The sequence below is a fragment of the Streptomyces sp. NPDC059743 genome (assembly GCF_042732975.1).
Classification (GTDB): Bacteria; Actinomycetota; Actinomycetes; order Streptomycetales; family Streptomycetaceae; genus Streptomyces.
On sequence record NZ_JBHWGS010000011.1, the window covers coordinates 145,136 to 159,525 of the forward strand.

Below are 14,390 nucleotides of genomic sequence, written 5' to 3' on the forward strand. Positions count from 1 at the left end.
GGACCTCGGTCAAGGGCTCAGCTCGGCTCGGTCGGGGCGTGTGCGGCGCGGTACGCGTCGGCGCTCCGTACGAAGGTCTGGTACAGGTCCTGTGTGGCCCTGGGTACGGAGTTCGCCGAAGGGCGTTGCAGCAGCAGGAGCACCTCGGTCTTGTCGCCGGCCAGCGGCCGGTAGGTGATCGCGCCGCACCGCTCCAGCGGATCGCCGATCACACTGAAGTCGGGCAGGACCGTGGCGCCGAGGCCCTCGGCCACCATCAGCTTGCCCATCTCCGCTCCGTCGGTGGAGTACGAGAAGGCGGGATTGCGTCCTTCGAGGATGCGGTGGACGAACCGGTGCATGACATAGCCGGAACGCATGATGATCAGCGACTCGCCGAGCAGATCGTCCACGCCGACGGCGGACAGTGCGGTGAGCGGGCTGTCCGCGCGTACGCATACGACGGGACGGCCGCGCAGCAGCTCGGTGGAGTCGAAGCCCGGTGGCCGGTCGTCGCCCTGGAGATAGTTGACGAGCCCGAGATCGAGTCCGCCCTCCATCAGCTCGCGCTGGATCCGCTCCTGCTGTGCCGCGACGACCTCGACCTGGGTCTCCGGATGGGAGGCCCGGAATTCGCGGATGGTCGGTACGAGCAGCGGTACGGTCGCGGCGTTGACCGTACCGAGCCTGATCATCCGGCTGGTGTGGTGCTGGTCGTCGGCGGCACGGCGCAGTTTGTCGACGGCGTCGAGGACTCCGATGATGTGCGGCAGCAGCTCGCGGCCCTCGTCGCTGATCTTGGCGCCGGACCGTCTGCGGTCCAGGATGTCCACGCCCAGTTCGCGCTCCAGATTGCGGATCGTCTCGCTGAGGGCCGGCTGCGACAGATGCAGTGATTCGGCGGCTCTGCGGAGCGAGCCGAGGCGGGTGACGGCGGCTACGTATTCGAGTTGCTCGATTCGCACGGAGATCCCGCTGAATTCGTTCGGTACTCGTTCTGTACTCGATGGTAGGGAAACCCTATCACCGGCTCGAAGATGCCTGATGGACGCCTGGAGGAGGCCGCCGGTAAGGTTGCGGCGAAAGAGCCGCCGGTACGGCGACGACCGTTCGGAACGTCCGGAAGACCGGAAGAGGTGACGTCTTGAGGCCAGGGCAGCAAGATCTCACCCGGCGTCGGCACGTCGATCTCGTACGCGTTTCCAGCGCTCTCTGTCGACCGGGCCGCTGAGGGTACTTCCAGGTACTCCCAGGTCAGCGGTGGTCGGGCGCCGCTTGCGTGGACTGCTCGCGACCGCTCGCGTAATGCCTGCGTCTGCTTTGTGCGGCGAATCCGAATGCCGGAGATTCAGGAGATTCACCTGACGGATTCGCTCCGCCTCGGCGAGCTGTTCCTCCGGGTCTTTCCGATCTTCCCGGTCTTCCTCCTTGCTGATTTCCCGATTTCCCGGAATCGCCATGTGCCCGTGCACGGCCGATTCCACGATGGATCCTCCCCCCGTCAGTCCCGTACCTTCCCGTACCTTCCGTACCTCCTTGGAGGCCGTACCGTGACCGCCGCACCCGCCCGTAATGACTCCTCCGCAGGCCGCGCTCCCGTCCGTACGGTGGCCGACGACGCGGAGGCGCTCGTCCTGGCCCGCGAACTGGCCGACGAGTTCCGGGCGGAGGCCGCCGAGCGGGACAGGGAGCGCAGACTGCCGCGCGCCGAGCTCGACCGGCTCTCCGCCAGCGGACTGCTCGGTGTCACCGTGCCGCGCGACCATGGCGGCGCGGATGTCTCCGCGCGCACGCTCGCCGAGATCTTCCGTCTGCTGGCCACCGGTGACGCGAGTCTGGCGCAGATACCGCAGAGCCACTTCGTGTACATCAATGTGCTGCGGCGCCAGGGCAGCCCGGCGCAGCGGGAGTTCTTCTTCGGTGAGGTGCTGGCCGGGCGCCGGTTCGGCAACGCGCAGTCGGAGGCGGGCACGAAGCACGTCCAGGACATCCGTACGCGGCTGACGCCGGTACGGGACGGGACGGACGAGGCGGACGGGACGGAGGAGGCGGGCGAGGCGGACGAGCTGGTCGCGGCCGGCTCGGGGAGTCCGTACGGTTCGTATTTGCTCAGCGGTGAGAAGCACTACTCCACCGGCGCGCTGTTCGCCGACTGGATCCCGGTCCTGGCGCGGGCCGAGGACGACGCGCTGCATGTCGCGTACGTACCGCGCGACGCTCCGGGCGTGACTGTCCTGGACGACTGGGACGGCATGGGCCAGCGCACCACCGCCAGCGGGACGGTGAAGCTGGTGGATGTGGTGGTCCCGGCCGACCGTGTCGTACCGCACCATCTCACCTTCCAGGGACCGCAGTTGCACGGCGCCGTGGCGCAGCTCCTGCACGCGGCGATCGACGCGGGCATCGCGTCGGCGGCGCTGGCGGAGGCCGTCGCGTTCGTCCGTACGAAGAGCCGTCCGTGGTTCGAGAGCGGTTACGAGACGGCCGCCGAGGACCCGCTGCTGATCCAGCGGTTCGGTGAACTCGCCCTTCAGGTACGGGCGGCGGAGGCGCTGCTCAACGCCGCCGCGGACGCGGTGGACGCGGCTTCTGCCGATCTCACCGACGACAGTGCGGCGGAGGCGTCGATCGCGGTCGCCGCGGCGAAGGTCCAGGCGGCCGAGGCGGCGGTCGGGACGAGCAGCGCGCTGTTCGAGGTGGCGGGCACGCGCGCGGCCCTGGACAGCCTCAATCTGAACCGGCACTGGCGCGACGCGCGTACGCACACGCTGCACGATCCGGTCCGCTGGAAGGTGCAGCACATCGGCCGTTACGTACTGAGCGGCACGAGGCCGCCGCGCCACGGGCTGCTCTGACCGCGAGCCAGCCGGTCCGCCCGGTTTCACTCTTCCCTCCCCCTTCCCTTCCCCTTCTCTCCCTCATCTGGTCATCCCACCATCGGAGACGCTCGTGAACCTCACCTTCCACTGGTTCCTGCCCACCTACGGCGACAGCCGCCATGTCGTGGGCGGCGGTCACGGTCTCCCGGCCGGCGCGGCCGGCGGCCAGCGGCCCGCCACGCTCGGCTATCTCACTCAGATCGCCAGAGCGGCCGAGCAGTTGGGATTCGAGGGCGCGCTCACGCCCACCGGCGCCTGGTGCGAGGACGCCTGGCTCACCACCGCCATGCTGGCCCGTGAGACCGAACGGCTGAAGTTCCTGGTCGCGTTCAGGCCCGGCATTCTCTCGCCGACGCTCGCCGCGCAGATGGCGGCCACCTTCCAGCGGCACGCTCCCGGGCGGCTGCTGCTCAATGTGGTCACCGGAGGCGAGAGCCATGAGCAGCGCGCGTACGGCGACTTCCTCGACAAGGACGCCCGTTACGCGCGTACGGGAGAGTTCCTGGAGGTCGTCAGAGCCTTGTGGCGCGGCGAGTCGGTGACGCTGGACGGCAAGCACATCCAGATCGAGGACGCCCAACTGGCCAGGGTGCCCGACCCGGTGCCGCCGATCTACTTCGGCGGCTCGTCACCGGCGGCCGGCGAGGTCGCGGCCCGGCACAGCGATGTCTATCTGACCTGGGGCGAACCGCCCGCGCAGGTCGCCGCGAAGATCGCCTGGATCCGCGAACTGGCGGCCCGCGAGGGACGGTCCGTACGCTTCGGCATCCGGCTGCATGTGATCACCCGCGACACCTCGGAGCAGGCATGGGCCGAGGCGCGGCGGCTGCTGGACGGCTTCTCCGAGGACGCGGTACGGGCCGTACAGGCGGGCCTGGCGCGCAGCGAGTCCGAGGGCCAGCGCCGGATGCTCGAACTGCACGGCGGCAGCACCGCGAATCTGGAGGTCTCGCCGAATCTGTGGGCGGGCATCGGCCTGGTACGCGGCGGCGCGGGCACCGCACTGGTCGGCAGCCATGGCGAGGTGGCGGAGCGGATCGCCGAGTACCACCGGCTCGGTATCGACGAGTTCATCATGTCGGGCCATCCCCATGTCGAGGAGGCGTACTGGTTCGGCGAGGGAGTCCTCCCGCTGCTGACGGAGCAGGGCCTGTGGCAGCACCCTGGCACGGCGGATGCCCGGCCCGACAGCGCACAGGTGCCCTTCGTGAGCCGCTGAGCGCGCCCGCCCTCCGCTCCGAGGTGCGCTGGGTGGCGCAGGCCTTCGACTGACGGGCTTCGGCTGACGGGTGTCGTTCGACGGGCGTTGTTACGAGGACGGGCGGTCGGGGTGTCGTCGGGACGGTTGGCGGGGCTGCCGTCGGGGCGGTTGTCGCGAGGCGAGGAGGAATCCGCCGGACATCACGAGGGCCGCTGCTGCGCCGCCGATGAGCGGGATGATGCCGCTTCCGGTGTCGGCCAGGGCGCTGTCGTCCTGGGCGCCGGTGCTTTGGGTGTCGGTGCCTTGGGTGCTTGTGCCTTGGGTGTCGGTGCCGCCCGTGCTCGTACCGCCCGTGCTCGTACCGCCCGTAGCGGTGCCGCTGCCTGCTGTGTTGACGACGACGGCGGCCGTGTTGTTCTCCCGGTTCTTGTCGAACGGGAGTGTGCCCCAACGGTGATCGCCCTTGACGAATGTCACCTTGCCCGTGGCGTTCCGGACAGCCTTGTCGATCCGTAGCCGGAAGGCGTACGGAAGCTCGGTGTGCGCGTCGACGTAGCCGTACGGAGTCGTACAGCGATAGGCCGAGGCTTCGGCCGCTTCTTCGCGGGGCTTCCCGTCCGGGCCGACCGGCGCGCAGAAGTCGGGGGCCTTGGTGACCGTGGTGCCCGTCGGGATCCCGACCTCGAACACACCGATGGGCGAGGCGACATCATTGGCCACCCAGGCCGGTCCCTTGTTGGCGAACGTCACCTCAGCGGTGACGGTCTCGCCCACTGCGCCCTTGAGATCCGCGCCGGTGAGCGCGAAGTCCGCGGTGTTCCGCGCGGTGACGGCGACATCGAGCCGCTCGTAGCCGTTGATGGCGTCAGGATCGCCCGGCGGCTGCTGCGCGACGAGCCGCAGCACCGGATCCGCGCCGCCGCCGTGCTGGATTCCGTCGGGGAAGACAGGCGCGTCCGCCTGGATGTCGAGGCTGAGGTGTTCGTACAGCGCATGGTCCAGGACGGCGACACCCAGCGGCTTCTCGGGCACGTACACGATGCCCGGTTCCAAGGTCTGCTCGATGTCGCAGACCGCGGTCACCTGCGCCGGTCCCTCGTCCTGGGCCGGGATCTCCTCGTACACGCAGTTCGAGTACTTCTCGGCGAAGGACAGCCCTTGTGTGCCGGTGAGGAAGAGCGCCACACGGGTGGCGGGCCCGTCTCCCTTGTTCGTCACCGAGAACGGGATGCCGGTCGCGCTTCCGGGCCGTACGCCGTCGATCGGAGCGGTCCGCCCGAATGCCAGCTCGGACGTTGGCTTGGGCGTCGGCTCAGACGTTGGTTCTGCCGCAGCGGGCGATGCGGTCGGTCCCCAGCTCAGTCCCACGACGGCGATCGCGCCGGCCGCCGCCACCTTCAGCGCGCGGGCCGTTGACGCAGATCTCATGGTGTCCTCCGAGGAAGCGCGCGTACGAATCAGCCGTGTGAAGGTTGACGGCCAGTGCGCGCGGATGGTTGTACACGCCCAGGCGCGGGGCGCGGGGCGCGAGGTGCGAGGCGCGGGGCGCGGGGCGCGGGGCGCGGGGCGCGGGGCGCCAGGCGTGGCAAGACGGCGTCCGTGGCCACTGATTCGCTCTATCGAGCCATTCGCACGGGAAAAGTACGCGTTCGCCGCCCGGGAACTGCCACCGTCGGTGCGATCGGCCTCGGCCCCTATATAGAGGAGAGCGCATCGTGGACGCATATGTCCCTCCCGTGGAAGAGACGTCGGGGGCGGAGTCGGGGTCGGGGTCGGGAGAGCGCTGGGAGTGGACTCAGGAGCGCTACCGGGACGGGATGTTCAGCCACGGGATCAGCAGTGAGCGGCGGCGGCTCGGGCTGCTGGAGTCCCTGCTGGACGGGCGGACGCGCTCGCGTATCACGGCGCTCGGGCTGAAGCCCGGGGACGAGGTCCTCGAAGTCGGTGGTGGCGGAGGGTCGGTGGCGCGGTGGTTGGCGGAGCAGGGCGCCCGGGTGACGGTGACGGATCTGGACACCACGTTCCTCGAAGACCTGACGGATCACGGTGTGCGGGTGCTGTGCCACGACCTGTACACGGAGGACTTTCCGCCGGGATCCTTCGACCTCATCCACGCCCGATATGTGGTGCTGCATCTGCCCGATCCCGACAAGGCGGTAGCCCGGCTCGCCGAATGGCTGAGGCCGGGCGGTGTCCTGCTGGTGGAGGAACCGGCGTCCTTCCCGGTGCTGGACTCGCCACACCCGGCCTATCGCACCATCATGCGTGCCTTCCGTACCCACCTCGAACGCTCGGTGGGCTCGGACACCGGCTGGGCCCGCACACTGCCGGTGCCGCTGGAGAGCGCGGGCCTTGTCGACATCGGACTCGACGCCCGGATCCAACTCGTCAACGGCGGTGATGACGAGGCGGAGTGGTGGCGGCTGAATCTGGAGCAGTCACGACAGGCGATCGTGGCCGCCGGACTCGCGGACGACACCGATTTCGACGCCGCGTACCGTGAACTGGCCTCGCCTTCCTTTCATGACCTCTCGCTCGCCGTCTTTACGGCGTGGGGCCGGCGCAGGGCGGTCTGAGGTCTTGCCGGCGTTGAGGCGTTCCGGAGCTCAGGCCACCGAATTCCCGACCAGATGGTCGCCCGGGATACCCGCCAAATCGGGACCGTAATACTCCTTGATACCGGTGACCCAGGTTTCCCGTGCGATCCGGTCCGAATCCGTCGGCCCGAACGCGTCGAAGAGGACATGGATATTGGGGAGCCGGAATCCGATGGCCGTCATCAGCGCGACAAAGACGGGCCGCCGGATGAATCCGTCCCCATCCAGATCGCCCAGCCTGGCAAGCGATTCGGCGAACTCGCCGATCGCCTCGTCAAAGCGCTCCGGAGAAAGCACACAGGCGGTGTACTCGTCGAAGCTGACCTTGCCGTCGTGGTCGGAGTCCAGCTCCCCGACCAAGGTCGTCCAGTACGTCCGAAAAGCAGCCACCATCGCGCTTTTCGCCGCATCATCGGCCCCGGGAACCGCTTGGAGAACGCGCGTCGCCATGAGGTCGAAATCATCGCCCTCAAGGTATCCATTGCCATTGACATCGAACAGAGTGAAAACGAGCTTGACCCGGTCGAGTGCTTCCGTACGCATGGTCCCTCACCTTTCATCAGGCTATGGCCAGAGAGAGGCCGCGTTTCTCACTATGCGAGCCGCCGGCCCATACGTCCGCGACCTCATGCCCATTCACTAGAAAGAGTGAACGCCTCAGCGGCTTGAGCTGCCTGAGCTACCAGGGCGTCCAGCAGTTTGTGTACGGCGGCGGGTTGGGCGGGGGACGGGGCGCGTATTGCCGCGTAGATCGTGCGGATGGGCTCGGGGTTGCGGACCGGGCGTACGACGACGGCGGGATGGCGGTTGCCGAGGCCCATTTCCGGGATCAGGCTGACACCGAGCCCGGCGGCGACGAATCCCTGTGCGGTGTCGTAATCACCGCTCTCCACCACGAAGTTGGGGCTGAAACCGGCCGAGCCGCAGGCGTCGAGTACGGGCTCCAGACAGGGGCCGGACTGGTCGCTGCCGACCCATGGCTCGTCGGCGAGATCGGTCAGATCCAACTCCCGCTTGGCGGCGAGCGGATGGCCCTCGGGCAGTACGGCGGAGTACCGGTCGTCAAGCAGATGGACGAACTGGACGCCGTCGACGGAGAGTTGGTCCCGCGGCCGGACCACGAGGGCGAGGTCGGCCAGCCGGCTCCGTACGTCCGGCAGTGGATCCGCCAGCGGACCCTTGAGGTCGCTCAGCTTCAACTCGACCTGTATGCCGGGCTGTTCGCGGCGGAGCGCCGCCACGGCCGGTGCCACCAGCGTTGCGCCCGCCGTGGCGAAGTAGCGGACTGCCACCCGGCCCGTACGCCCGGCCCGTAGCTCGGCCAGTTCGGCCTCCGCCTCGGTGAAGTGCCGGTCGATGACGGCCGCGTAGTCGGTGAGCATCCGTCCGGCCTCGGTCGGCCGTACGCCACGGCCGGTCCGCTCCAGCAGCGCGATCCCGGCCTCCTTCTCCAGTACGGCCATCTGCTGGCTGATCGCGGAGGGTGTGTAGCCGAGATTCCGTGCCGCCGCGGTGAGCGATCCACTGGTGACCACCGCCCGCAGCAACTGCATACGTCGTCTGTCCAGCATGCAGGAGAGCTTAACTCTTCCTTCGAATCTTTTCGCTTGCCTTATGGCAGATGCCGAGGGACCGTACGCGTACGACCAGAACAGAACACCTGCCTACTCGTACGCGGACCAGACGCCAGGAGGCGGACCGTGCTCAGCGGCTCACGCGGCACCCTGATACGGATGGCCGTCCTCGCCCTGCTGTGGGGATCCGGCTTCCTCTGGATCAAACTCGCGCTGGAGGGCGGCCTCGCGCCTCTCCACATCACCGTCATCCGCTGCGCGCTGGGAGCGCTCGTGCTGCTGGTGCTGGCGCGCTCCGCCCGTCAGTCGCTGCCGCGCGACCGCAGGACATGGGGCCATCTCGTCGTGGCCGCCTTCTTCTGCAACGCCCTGCCGTTCTTTCTGTTCAGCGTCGGCGAACAGACCGTCGACTCGGGCGTGGCTGGCGTCCTCAACGCCACAACGCCCTTGTGGTCCCTGGTGATCGGTATCGCGCTCGGCACGGAACGCGGCTTCCGCCCGCTCCGTCTGACCGGCCTGCTGCTCGGCTTCGCCGGCATCCTGCTCATCTTCGCGCCCTGGCACCAGGCCGGTCTGACGGGCGGAGGCGCGGCGGCCCTCGTAGCGGCGGCGGTCAGTTACGCCGTGGCCTTCGCCTATATGGCCCGCCACCTCATCGGCCGCGGGACCGCGCCACTCGCGCTCTCGGCGGCCCAGCTCCTCATGGCGACGGGCCTGACCGTACCGGCCCTTCCCACAGCCGGCACCGCCTCGAACGCGGACGCGGGCGCTCCCACGCTCACGGCATGGATCGCCATCGTCGTACTGGGCATCTTCGGTACGGGCATCACATTCCACCTCAACTCCCGCCTGATCGCGGACGAGGGCCCGACGGCCGCCGCCACCGTCGGCTATCTGCTGCCGGTGGTCTCGGTGGTGCTGGGCGCGATCGTCCTCGGCGAACAGCTCGGGATCCGCGTGATCGCGGGCATGACGGTGGTACTGCTCGGCGTGGGCCTGACGCGCGGCAGGCAACAGCCCGGGAAGCGGGGCCAGAACCAGGAGCAGGGCGCGCAGGCCACTTCGGTAGTGCCCGATCCAGCGACAAATGCCCATGCCAGACCATCCCACTGACTTCCGCGCCGACGCTGTGGTGCTGGCCGCGCTTGGTCAGCGCCGCCTGGACGTCCCAGGCTCGGCTGTACCCGCGCTCGTATCGATCAGCCGGGTCAGGGCCAGCGCCCGTCGTCTGTTCTCCAGCACCTCGCGCAGAGCGGTGTTGACCGTCTCCCTCTTGGTGCTGGTGCCGAGCGCCTGCGCGACCTCGGCCACGAGCTTGTCATCGAGATCGATCACGGTGCGGGTCATGACAGATGCCTCCTTTGATATCAACTCGTATGCCGAGTATGTATATCCAGCGAGGCCGGTCAGGCCGGGCAGATCAGGGCAGGCCAAATCAGGTCGGGGCAGGTCAGGTCGAGATGTCGGGGTACGGCATCTGGACGTGGGACAGGCGTTGGGCGTATTCGAGTTGGAAGCCGAGTGGCTCGGGGTGGTCGCGTTCGAACAGGCCGATGAACAGGGTCAGCGTGAGGAACGGGTGGGCGCCGAGTTCGAAGAGTTTGGGGTAGTCGTGGGTGGCGAGCGCGGTCCGTTCGGTGTTGGTGAAGGCCAGCCATGTGGTGGCCTCGCCGTCGACGCAGTTGAGGAGGCGGTTGGCGTATTCGGCCTCCCACTCGGCGACGGTGGCCGCCGGGTCGTCGCGGTAGCGCTCGACAAGGTCCGGGTCGCGGTCGACGGTGTAGAGGAACTTGTTCAGCAGGTACTTGCTCACGCCGGTTCTCCGTTCACCGGTTCTCCGATCGTCGCTTCTCCGATCGTCGCTTCTCCGATCGTCGCTTCTCCGATCGCCGGTTCTCCGTTCGGGTACCAGGTGAAGTACGCCTCCATTGTGTGGAACAGGTCGAGCGTGTCCACGTAGTCCGCCTTCCGGCCCTCGCCCGCGACGCCCATCATCAGCATGAAGTCCATGAATCCATGGGTGGCGTTGCCGGGCAGATGCAGGCTGTCGAGACTGACCTCGCCGAGGCACTCCTCGATGTCACCGCCCGCGATCCAGCCGACGGCCTTCCGGTCGAACTGCGGATCAGGACCGCTCGGTCCGAACTGCCGCGGACCTCCCAGCTCCAGCGACAGATGCCCGGTCCCGATCACCGCGACCCGCTGGTCCGACGGCCAGGATTCGATCACCTGCCGGATGGTACGGCCGAGTTGTACGAACCGCTTCGGCTGAGGCAGCGGCGGCGCGAAGATATTGGTGTAGATCGGCACGATCGGCAGATCGGCCTCGGGACGCAGTGTGATGATCGGGCACGTGATCGAGTGGTCGATCCGCAGCTCGTTGGAGAACGCCAGGTCGAATCCGGCGTCGAGGCCCTCGCGCAGCACATGCGCCGAGAGGTCCTCATGTCCCTTGAGCAGCATCTTCGGCAGCCCGAACTCGCGCTCCTCGTTGTAGAAGTTCGCGTCGTAGAACGGGGCCTTGCCGACCAGGAACTGCGGCATGTTGTCCAGCCAGAGCTGGTGGAAGTGGTCGGAGCCGACCATCACCAGTACGTCGGGCCGGGCCCGGGTGAGGGTTTCGCGGAACGCCTCGATCTTCCGTACCCACTCGTCGGCGACCACCGGCCGGTCCGCTCCGGTGGAGGTGCTGGCGCGGTAGTAGAAGGGATGGTGGGTGGACGCGATCACCGCGACCAGCTCGGCCATCTCAGCCCTCCTTCGGTTTGTATGGCTCGGTCTGCTCGTACGGTTCGGCCGGCCGGTACGGATCCGGCGCGACGGACCGGTTGTTGAGGTCCACCGACAGGAAGATGTCGTTGCCGACGGGACGCCGCAGCTCCTCGGCGAGCTGGCCGATCAGCCCGGCGGTACGGGCGAGCAGTGCGAAGCCGCGCAGCAGTTCCAGCGGCAGGCCGAGGTCGGCCAGGGCGGCGCCGCAGACACCGGCGCCGTTGAGCGGCAGAGTCTTGCCGAGGACCTGCGGGTGTACGCGGCCGATGGCGGCGAAAAGGGACAGATGCCGACCGTAGAGGTTCTCCTCGGCGGCGATCCGCAGCAGCCTCGGCGTGCGCGGATCGCCCTGCTTGTGTACGTGGTGTCCGAGGCCGGGGAGGAAGGCGCGCGCCGCCCGCCGCGCCGTTACGGTCGTCAGGGCCAGCGCGTCCCAGCCGGCGTCGTCGTCCGGCAGCGGGCCCTCGACCGACTTCAGCACGTCGTCCAGGAACCGGCCGCAGTCCTCGGTGACGCCCAGGAACCGCGAGCCGCCGCCGAGCAGACCGGCCGCGAGCGCGCCCTGGACCGAGTCGGGCGCGGACAGATACGTCAGCCGCGTGACGATGGCGGTCGGCGTGAAGCCGTGGTCGGCCAGCGCCGCCAGGACGGCCTCGAACACCCGGGTCTCGCCCTTGGTCGGACGGCGCTGCGCGGCCAGCCAGAACGCGAGCTCGCCGAAGCCGACCGTGCCCATGATGTCCTCGGCCAGGTCATGGCCGAGGAGCGTGATCGTCTCCAGCGAGGACGCGCCGAGGGCCGTCTCGTACACGGGCCGGGTCGAGGGCTGGGGCTGGGACCGGGGCTGATCGGACTCGGGCCGGGGCTCGTACACAGGCCGGTTCTGAGCGCCGGGTTCAGGATCAGGATGGTCAGTCACCGTCCGCCTCCTGGTCCGCCTGCCGGTCCGCCTCCTGAGGCGTGGTCAGCCACTTGCGCAACTCGACACCGTGCTCGTCGAGTTCGGGCGGAGGCCGCAGATAGCCGACGGGCGTGGCGGAGAAGCGTATGGGGTTACGTGTGGTCGGCACCGCCCGCTCGCCTTCGCCGACCTCCACCACCGGTTCGAGCCCGAAGCGTTCCGCCATGGCGAAGCCGCCGTCGATGGTGTTGATGGGCCCGCAGGGCACTCCGACCGCGGTCAGGGCCTCGAACCACTCCACCGCGCCACGGGTGGCCAGCCGGTCCTCCAGCAGTGGACGCAGTTCCTCCCGGTTCCTGGTGCGGTCGGAGTTGTGCGCGAAGCGCGGGTCGTCCGGGAGGTGCGGGAGTTCGAGGACGTCGCACAGCCTGCGGAACTGCCCGTCGTTCGCCGCCGCGACGATCAGATCGTTGTCGGCGGTGGGCAGCGGCTCGTACGGGAAGACGCTGGGGTGGGCGTTGCCCATCCGGTACGGCACCACGCCACCGGCGGCGTACGCGGAACTGTGGTTGACCAGCCCGGTAAGGGCCGAGGACAGCAGATTGACCTCGACGTGCTGGCCCTGGCCGGTCGCGTCGCGGTGGCGCAGCGCGGCGAGGATGCCGATGACGGCGTGGTTGCCGGCCATGACGTCGAACACCGAGATACCGGCCCGGTAGGGCGGCCCGTCCGGATCGCCGGTCAGGCTCATCAGCCCGGAGATGGCCTGCACCATCAGGTCGTAGCCGGGGACGTGCTTGCCCGCGCCGGTGCCGAATCCGCTGATCGACGCGTAGACGGCGCCCGGGTTGGCGGCGCTCACGGTGTCGTAGTCGAGGCCGTACTTGGCGAGGCCGCCGGGCTTGAAGTTCTCGATGACCACGTCCGCGCGGCGCGCGAGCTCGCGCGCGACCGCGGCGTCGGCGTCGTCGTGCAGATCGAGGGCGATCGAGCGCTTTCCTCGGTTGACTCCGAGGTAGTACGTGGAGACCTCGTCGCGCACAGGAGGCATCCAGGAGCGGGTCTCGTCGCCCTGAGGGCCTTCGACCTTGACGACCTCGGCGCCCATGTCGGCGAGCAGCATCGTGGCGTACGGGCCGGCGAGGACCCGGGAGAAGTCCGCGACCAGCACGCCGGACAGCGGTCCTGGCTGGCTCGATGGGCCGAGCGGACCCGGCAGGCTCGACGGGAGCGGATCCGGTCGGCCCGGCGGACCGAGCGGACCTGGCAGATCCGGCCGACCGGACGCGGGAGCCGCACCCGCCGTGGCGTCGTCCGCCATCCGCCTCACCTCACCTGTTCGGCCTCGCCCGTTCGTACAGCGGACTAGTGTCCGCTTTTCGAGTCTGCCGCCAGAGACGGCTGACGGTCAAGGGCAGGGGCAGGAGCAGCGGGAACGACAGGAGAGACGGCCGGCGCCGACTCGGCGCCGGCCGGCGCGCTGACATGCGGTACGTCCTGTACGCGGGCGAAGTCGGCGCTGATGTCACCTGCGGCCTGGAGCAGCAGCGGCAGATGGTGGTCGAGCAGATACTCCACCGTCGTCTCGGCGGCATGGCAGTTGACATTGATCCCGGCGATCACCCGGCCAGATCCGTCCCGCAGCGGCGCCGCCACCGACCGGATGCCCAAGGTGAGCTGCTCGTCGGTCAGCGCCCAGCCGCGCGCCCGTACGTCCCGTAGCTCGGCGTCGCGCTCGGCGCGGTCGGGCTGCCAGCGGGCCACCAGCCCGGAACGGGTCGGCTGGGCCAGTACCGCGTCCAGTTCGCCGGGCGGCAGGGCCGCGAGCTGCACCTTTCCCAGCGAGGTCGCCAGCGCCGGGAACCGGGTGCCGATCTGCACGGCCAGCGACACGATCTTCGGCACGGACACCCGCGCCACATAGACGATGTCCGAGCCGTCGAGCTGCGCGATCGAGCAGGACTCGTTCGTACGCGCCACCAGCCGCTCCAGATGCGGCCGGGCGACCTCCCACAGGCCCATGGACTGCACGTACGCCACGCCGAGTTCGAGCACGCGCGGCGTCAGGGAGTAGCCGCGCTCGACCGTACGTACGTAACCCAGCTCCTCCAGGGTCAGCAGGATCCGCCGGGCGGTGGGGCGGGCGAGCGAGGTGGCCGTGGCGACCTCGGCGAGCGTCATCGCCGGACGGTTCGGCCCGAACGCCGTGATGACCTCCAGCCCGCGCGCCAGCGCCTCGATGAAGTCGGGACCGGTTCCCGCACGTGGCATGACACGACCTCCTCGCGACCCGCATGGGCTGACTCACTTGGCTGACTCACTTGGCTGACTCACTTGAAGGGTAGCCGCCGCTGTCCGCGAGGCGGACGGCATCAGGCACGGACCGCCGCACAGCGGGTCCGGCAGGTGCATTGACACCGAAGATGGGCTGCGCGATGGTGACCGGAATGAGCATGTGTCCGCAGAGCGGACGAGTGTACGCGCGAC

Annotated in this window: 15 protein-coding genes; 5 read left to right on the forward strand and 10 right to left on the reverse strand. The window is 69.0% G+C overall.

Annotated features, from left to right (window positions below):
- Nucleotides 1-17: 17 nt before the first annotated feature.
- Entirely contained in the window at nucleotides 18-944 is a 927-nt protein-coding gene (locus tag ACFV6H_RS20770) for a LysR family transcriptional regulator (protein WP_384983565.1), read from the reverse strand.
- A 179-nt stretch (nucleotides 945-1,123) separates the two neighbouring features.
- Here ACFV6H_RS20770 and ACFV6H_RS20775 point away from each other — a divergent pair, with 179 nt between their 5' ends.
- From ACFV6H_RS20775 to ACFV6H_RS20785, 3 genes are all read left to right on the forward strand, one after another.
- Nucleotides 1,124-1,210, forward strand: a complete 87-nt coding sequence (locus ACFV6H_RS20775; RefSeq protein WP_370747048.1) for a putative leader peptide — start codon at nucleotides 1,124-1,126, stop codon at nucleotides 1,208-1,210.
- Between the two features lie 319 nt (nucleotides 1,211-1,529).
- Nucleotides 1,530-2,834, forward strand: coding sequence for an acyl-CoA dehydrogenase family protein (locus ACFV6H_RS20780; protein ID WP_385544056.1), 1,305 nt, complete (start codon nucleotides 1,530-1,532; stop codon nucleotides 2,832-2,834).
- Nucleotides 2,835-2,928: 94 nt separating this feature from the next.
- Nucleotides 2,929-4,077, forward strand: coding sequence for an LLM class flavin-dependent oxidoreductase (locus tag ACFV6H_RS20785; RefSeq protein ID WP_385544059.1), 1,149 nt, complete (start codon nucleotides 2,929-2,931; stop codon nucleotides 4,075-4,077).
- Nucleotides 4,078-4,167: 90 nt separating this feature from the next.
- Here ACFV6H_RS20785 and ACFV6H_RS20790 read toward each other — a convergent pair whose 3' ends face one another.
- A complete protein-coding gene (locus ACFV6H_RS20790; protein WP_385544062.1) occupies nucleotides 4,168-5,487 on the reverse strand; it encodes a hypothetical protein in 1,320 nt (439 codons plus the stop codon).
- 287 nt (nucleotides 5,488-5,774) lie between these two features.
- Between ACFV6H_RS20790 and ACFV6H_RS20795 the strand changes: the two genes are divergently transcribed.
- Nucleotides 5,775-6,635 carry a class I SAM-dependent methyltransferase gene (locus tag ACFV6H_RS20795; protein ID WP_385544065.1) on the forward strand — a complete coding sequence of 287 codons (861 nt, stop codon included), beginning with the start codon at nucleotides 5,775-5,777 and terminating at the stop codon, nucleotides 6,633-6,635.
- A gap of 30 nt (nucleotides 6,636-6,665) precedes the next feature.
- Here the strand turns inward: ACFV6H_RS20795 and ACFV6H_RS20800 are convergent, their stop codons facing one another.
- Nucleotides 6,666-7,199, reverse strand: a complete 534-nt coding sequence (locus ACFV6H_RS20800; RefSeq protein ID WP_385544068.1) for an EF-hand domain-containing protein — start codon at nucleotides 7,197-7,199, stop codon at nucleotides 6,666-6,668.
- Nucleotides 7,200-7,282: 83 nt separating this feature from the next.
- A complete protein-coding gene (locus ACFV6H_RS20805) occupies nucleotides 7,283-8,227 on the reverse strand; it encodes a LysR family transcriptional regulator (protein WP_385544071.1) in 945 nt (314 codons plus the stop codon).
- A gap of 162 nt (nucleotides 8,228-8,389) precedes the next feature.
- Here ACFV6H_RS20805 and ACFV6H_RS20810 point away from each other — a divergent pair, with 162 nt between their 5' ends.
- On the forward strand, nucleotides 8,390-9,343 hold the full coding sequence (locus tag ACFV6H_RS20810) for a DMT family transporter (protein WP_385544449.1): 954 nt from the start codon (nucleotides 8,390-8,392) through the stop codon (nucleotides 9,341-9,343).
- 36 nt (nucleotides 9,344-9,379) lie between these two features.
- On the opposite strand, the gene ACFV6H_RS20815 is transcribed toward ACFV6H_RS20810, so the two are convergent.
- The 6 genes from ACFV6H_RS20815 to ACFV6H_RS20840 form a co-directional block, all read right to left on the reverse strand.
- Nucleotides 9,380-9,577, reverse strand: a complete 198-nt coding sequence (locus ACFV6H_RS20815) for a type II toxin-antitoxin system VapB family antitoxin (RefSeq protein ID WP_385544073.1) — start codon at nucleotides 9,575-9,577, stop codon at nucleotides 9,380-9,382.
- A gap of 103 nt (nucleotides 9,578-9,680) precedes the next feature.
- Complete coding sequence (locus tag ACFV6H_RS20820; RefSeq protein ID WP_385544075.1) at nucleotides 9,681-10,043, reverse strand: hypothetical protein; 363 nt, start codon at nucleotides 10,041-10,043, stop codon at nucleotides 9,681-9,683.
- A complete protein-coding gene (locus tag ACFV6H_RS20825) occupies nucleotides 10,040-10,978 on the reverse strand; it encodes an extradiol ring-cleavage dioxygenase (RefSeq protein ID WP_385544078.1) in 939 nt (312 codons plus the stop codon). The genes ACFV6H_RS20820 and ACFV6H_RS20825 overlap by 4 nt, the downstream gene beginning before the upstream one ends.
- Before the next feature lies 1 nt (nucleotide 10,979).
- The gene (locus ACFV6H_RS20830) at nucleotides 10,980-11,813 is read right to left on the reverse strand and encodes a citryl-CoA lyase (RefSeq protein ID WP_385544452.1); all 834 of its coding nucleotides are present in this window, start codon (nucleotides 11,811-11,813) and stop codon (nucleotides 10,980-10,982) included.
- Between the two features lie 100 nt (nucleotides 11,814-11,913).
- A complete protein-coding gene (locus ACFV6H_RS20835) occupies nucleotides 11,914-13,224 on the reverse strand; it encodes a CaiB/BaiF CoA transferase family protein (protein ID WP_385544081.1) in 1,311 nt (436 codons plus the stop codon).
- Between the two features lie 44 nt (nucleotides 13,225-13,268).
- Nucleotides 13,269-14,174 (reverse strand): IclR family transcriptional regulator C-terminal domain-containing protein, encoded by a 906-nt coding sequence (locus ACFV6H_RS20840; RefSeq protein ID WP_385544084.1) that lies wholly within the window; start codon nucleotides 14,172-14,174, stop codon nucleotides 13,269-13,271.
- Nucleotides 14,175-14,390: the final 216 nt, after the last annotated feature.

Excerpts from the sequence above, each read along its gene's own strand:
- ACFV6H_RS20805 (WP_385544071.1), bottom strand. The coding sequence starts at position 8,227 with ATGCTGGACAGACGACGTATGCAGTTGCTGCGGGCGGTGGTCACCAGT.
- ACFV6H_RS20840 (WP_385544084.1), bottom strand. The coding sequence starts at position 14,174 with ATGCCACGTGCGGGAACCGGTCCCGACTTCATCGAGGCGCTGGCGCGC.
- ACFV6H_RS20810 (WP_385544449.1), top strand. The coding sequence starts at position 8,390 with ATGGCCGTCCTCGCCCTGCTGTGGGGATCCGGCTTCCTCTGGATCAAA.
- ACFV6H_RS20815 (WP_385544073.1), bottom strand. The coding sequence starts at position 9,577 with ATGACCCGCACCGTGATCGATCTCGATGACAAGCTCGTGGCCGAGGTC.
- ACFV6H_RS20825 (WP_385544078.1), bottom strand. The coding sequence starts at position 10,978 with ATGGCCGAGCTGGTCGCGGTGATCGCGTCCACCCACCATCCCTTCTAC.
- ACFV6H_RS20835 (WP_385544081.1), bottom strand. The coding sequence starts at position 13,224 with ATGGCGGACGACGCCACGGCGGGTGCGGCTCCCGCGTCCGGTCGGCCG.
- ACFV6H_RS20790 (WP_385544062.1), bottom strand. The coding sequence starts at position 5,487 with ATGAGATCTGCGTCAACGGCCCGCGCGCTGAAGGTGGCGGCGGCCGGC.
- ACFV6H_RS20800 (WP_385544068.1), bottom strand. The coding sequence starts at position 7,199 with ATGCGTACGGAAGCACTCGACCGGGTCAAGCTCGTTTTCACTCTGTTC.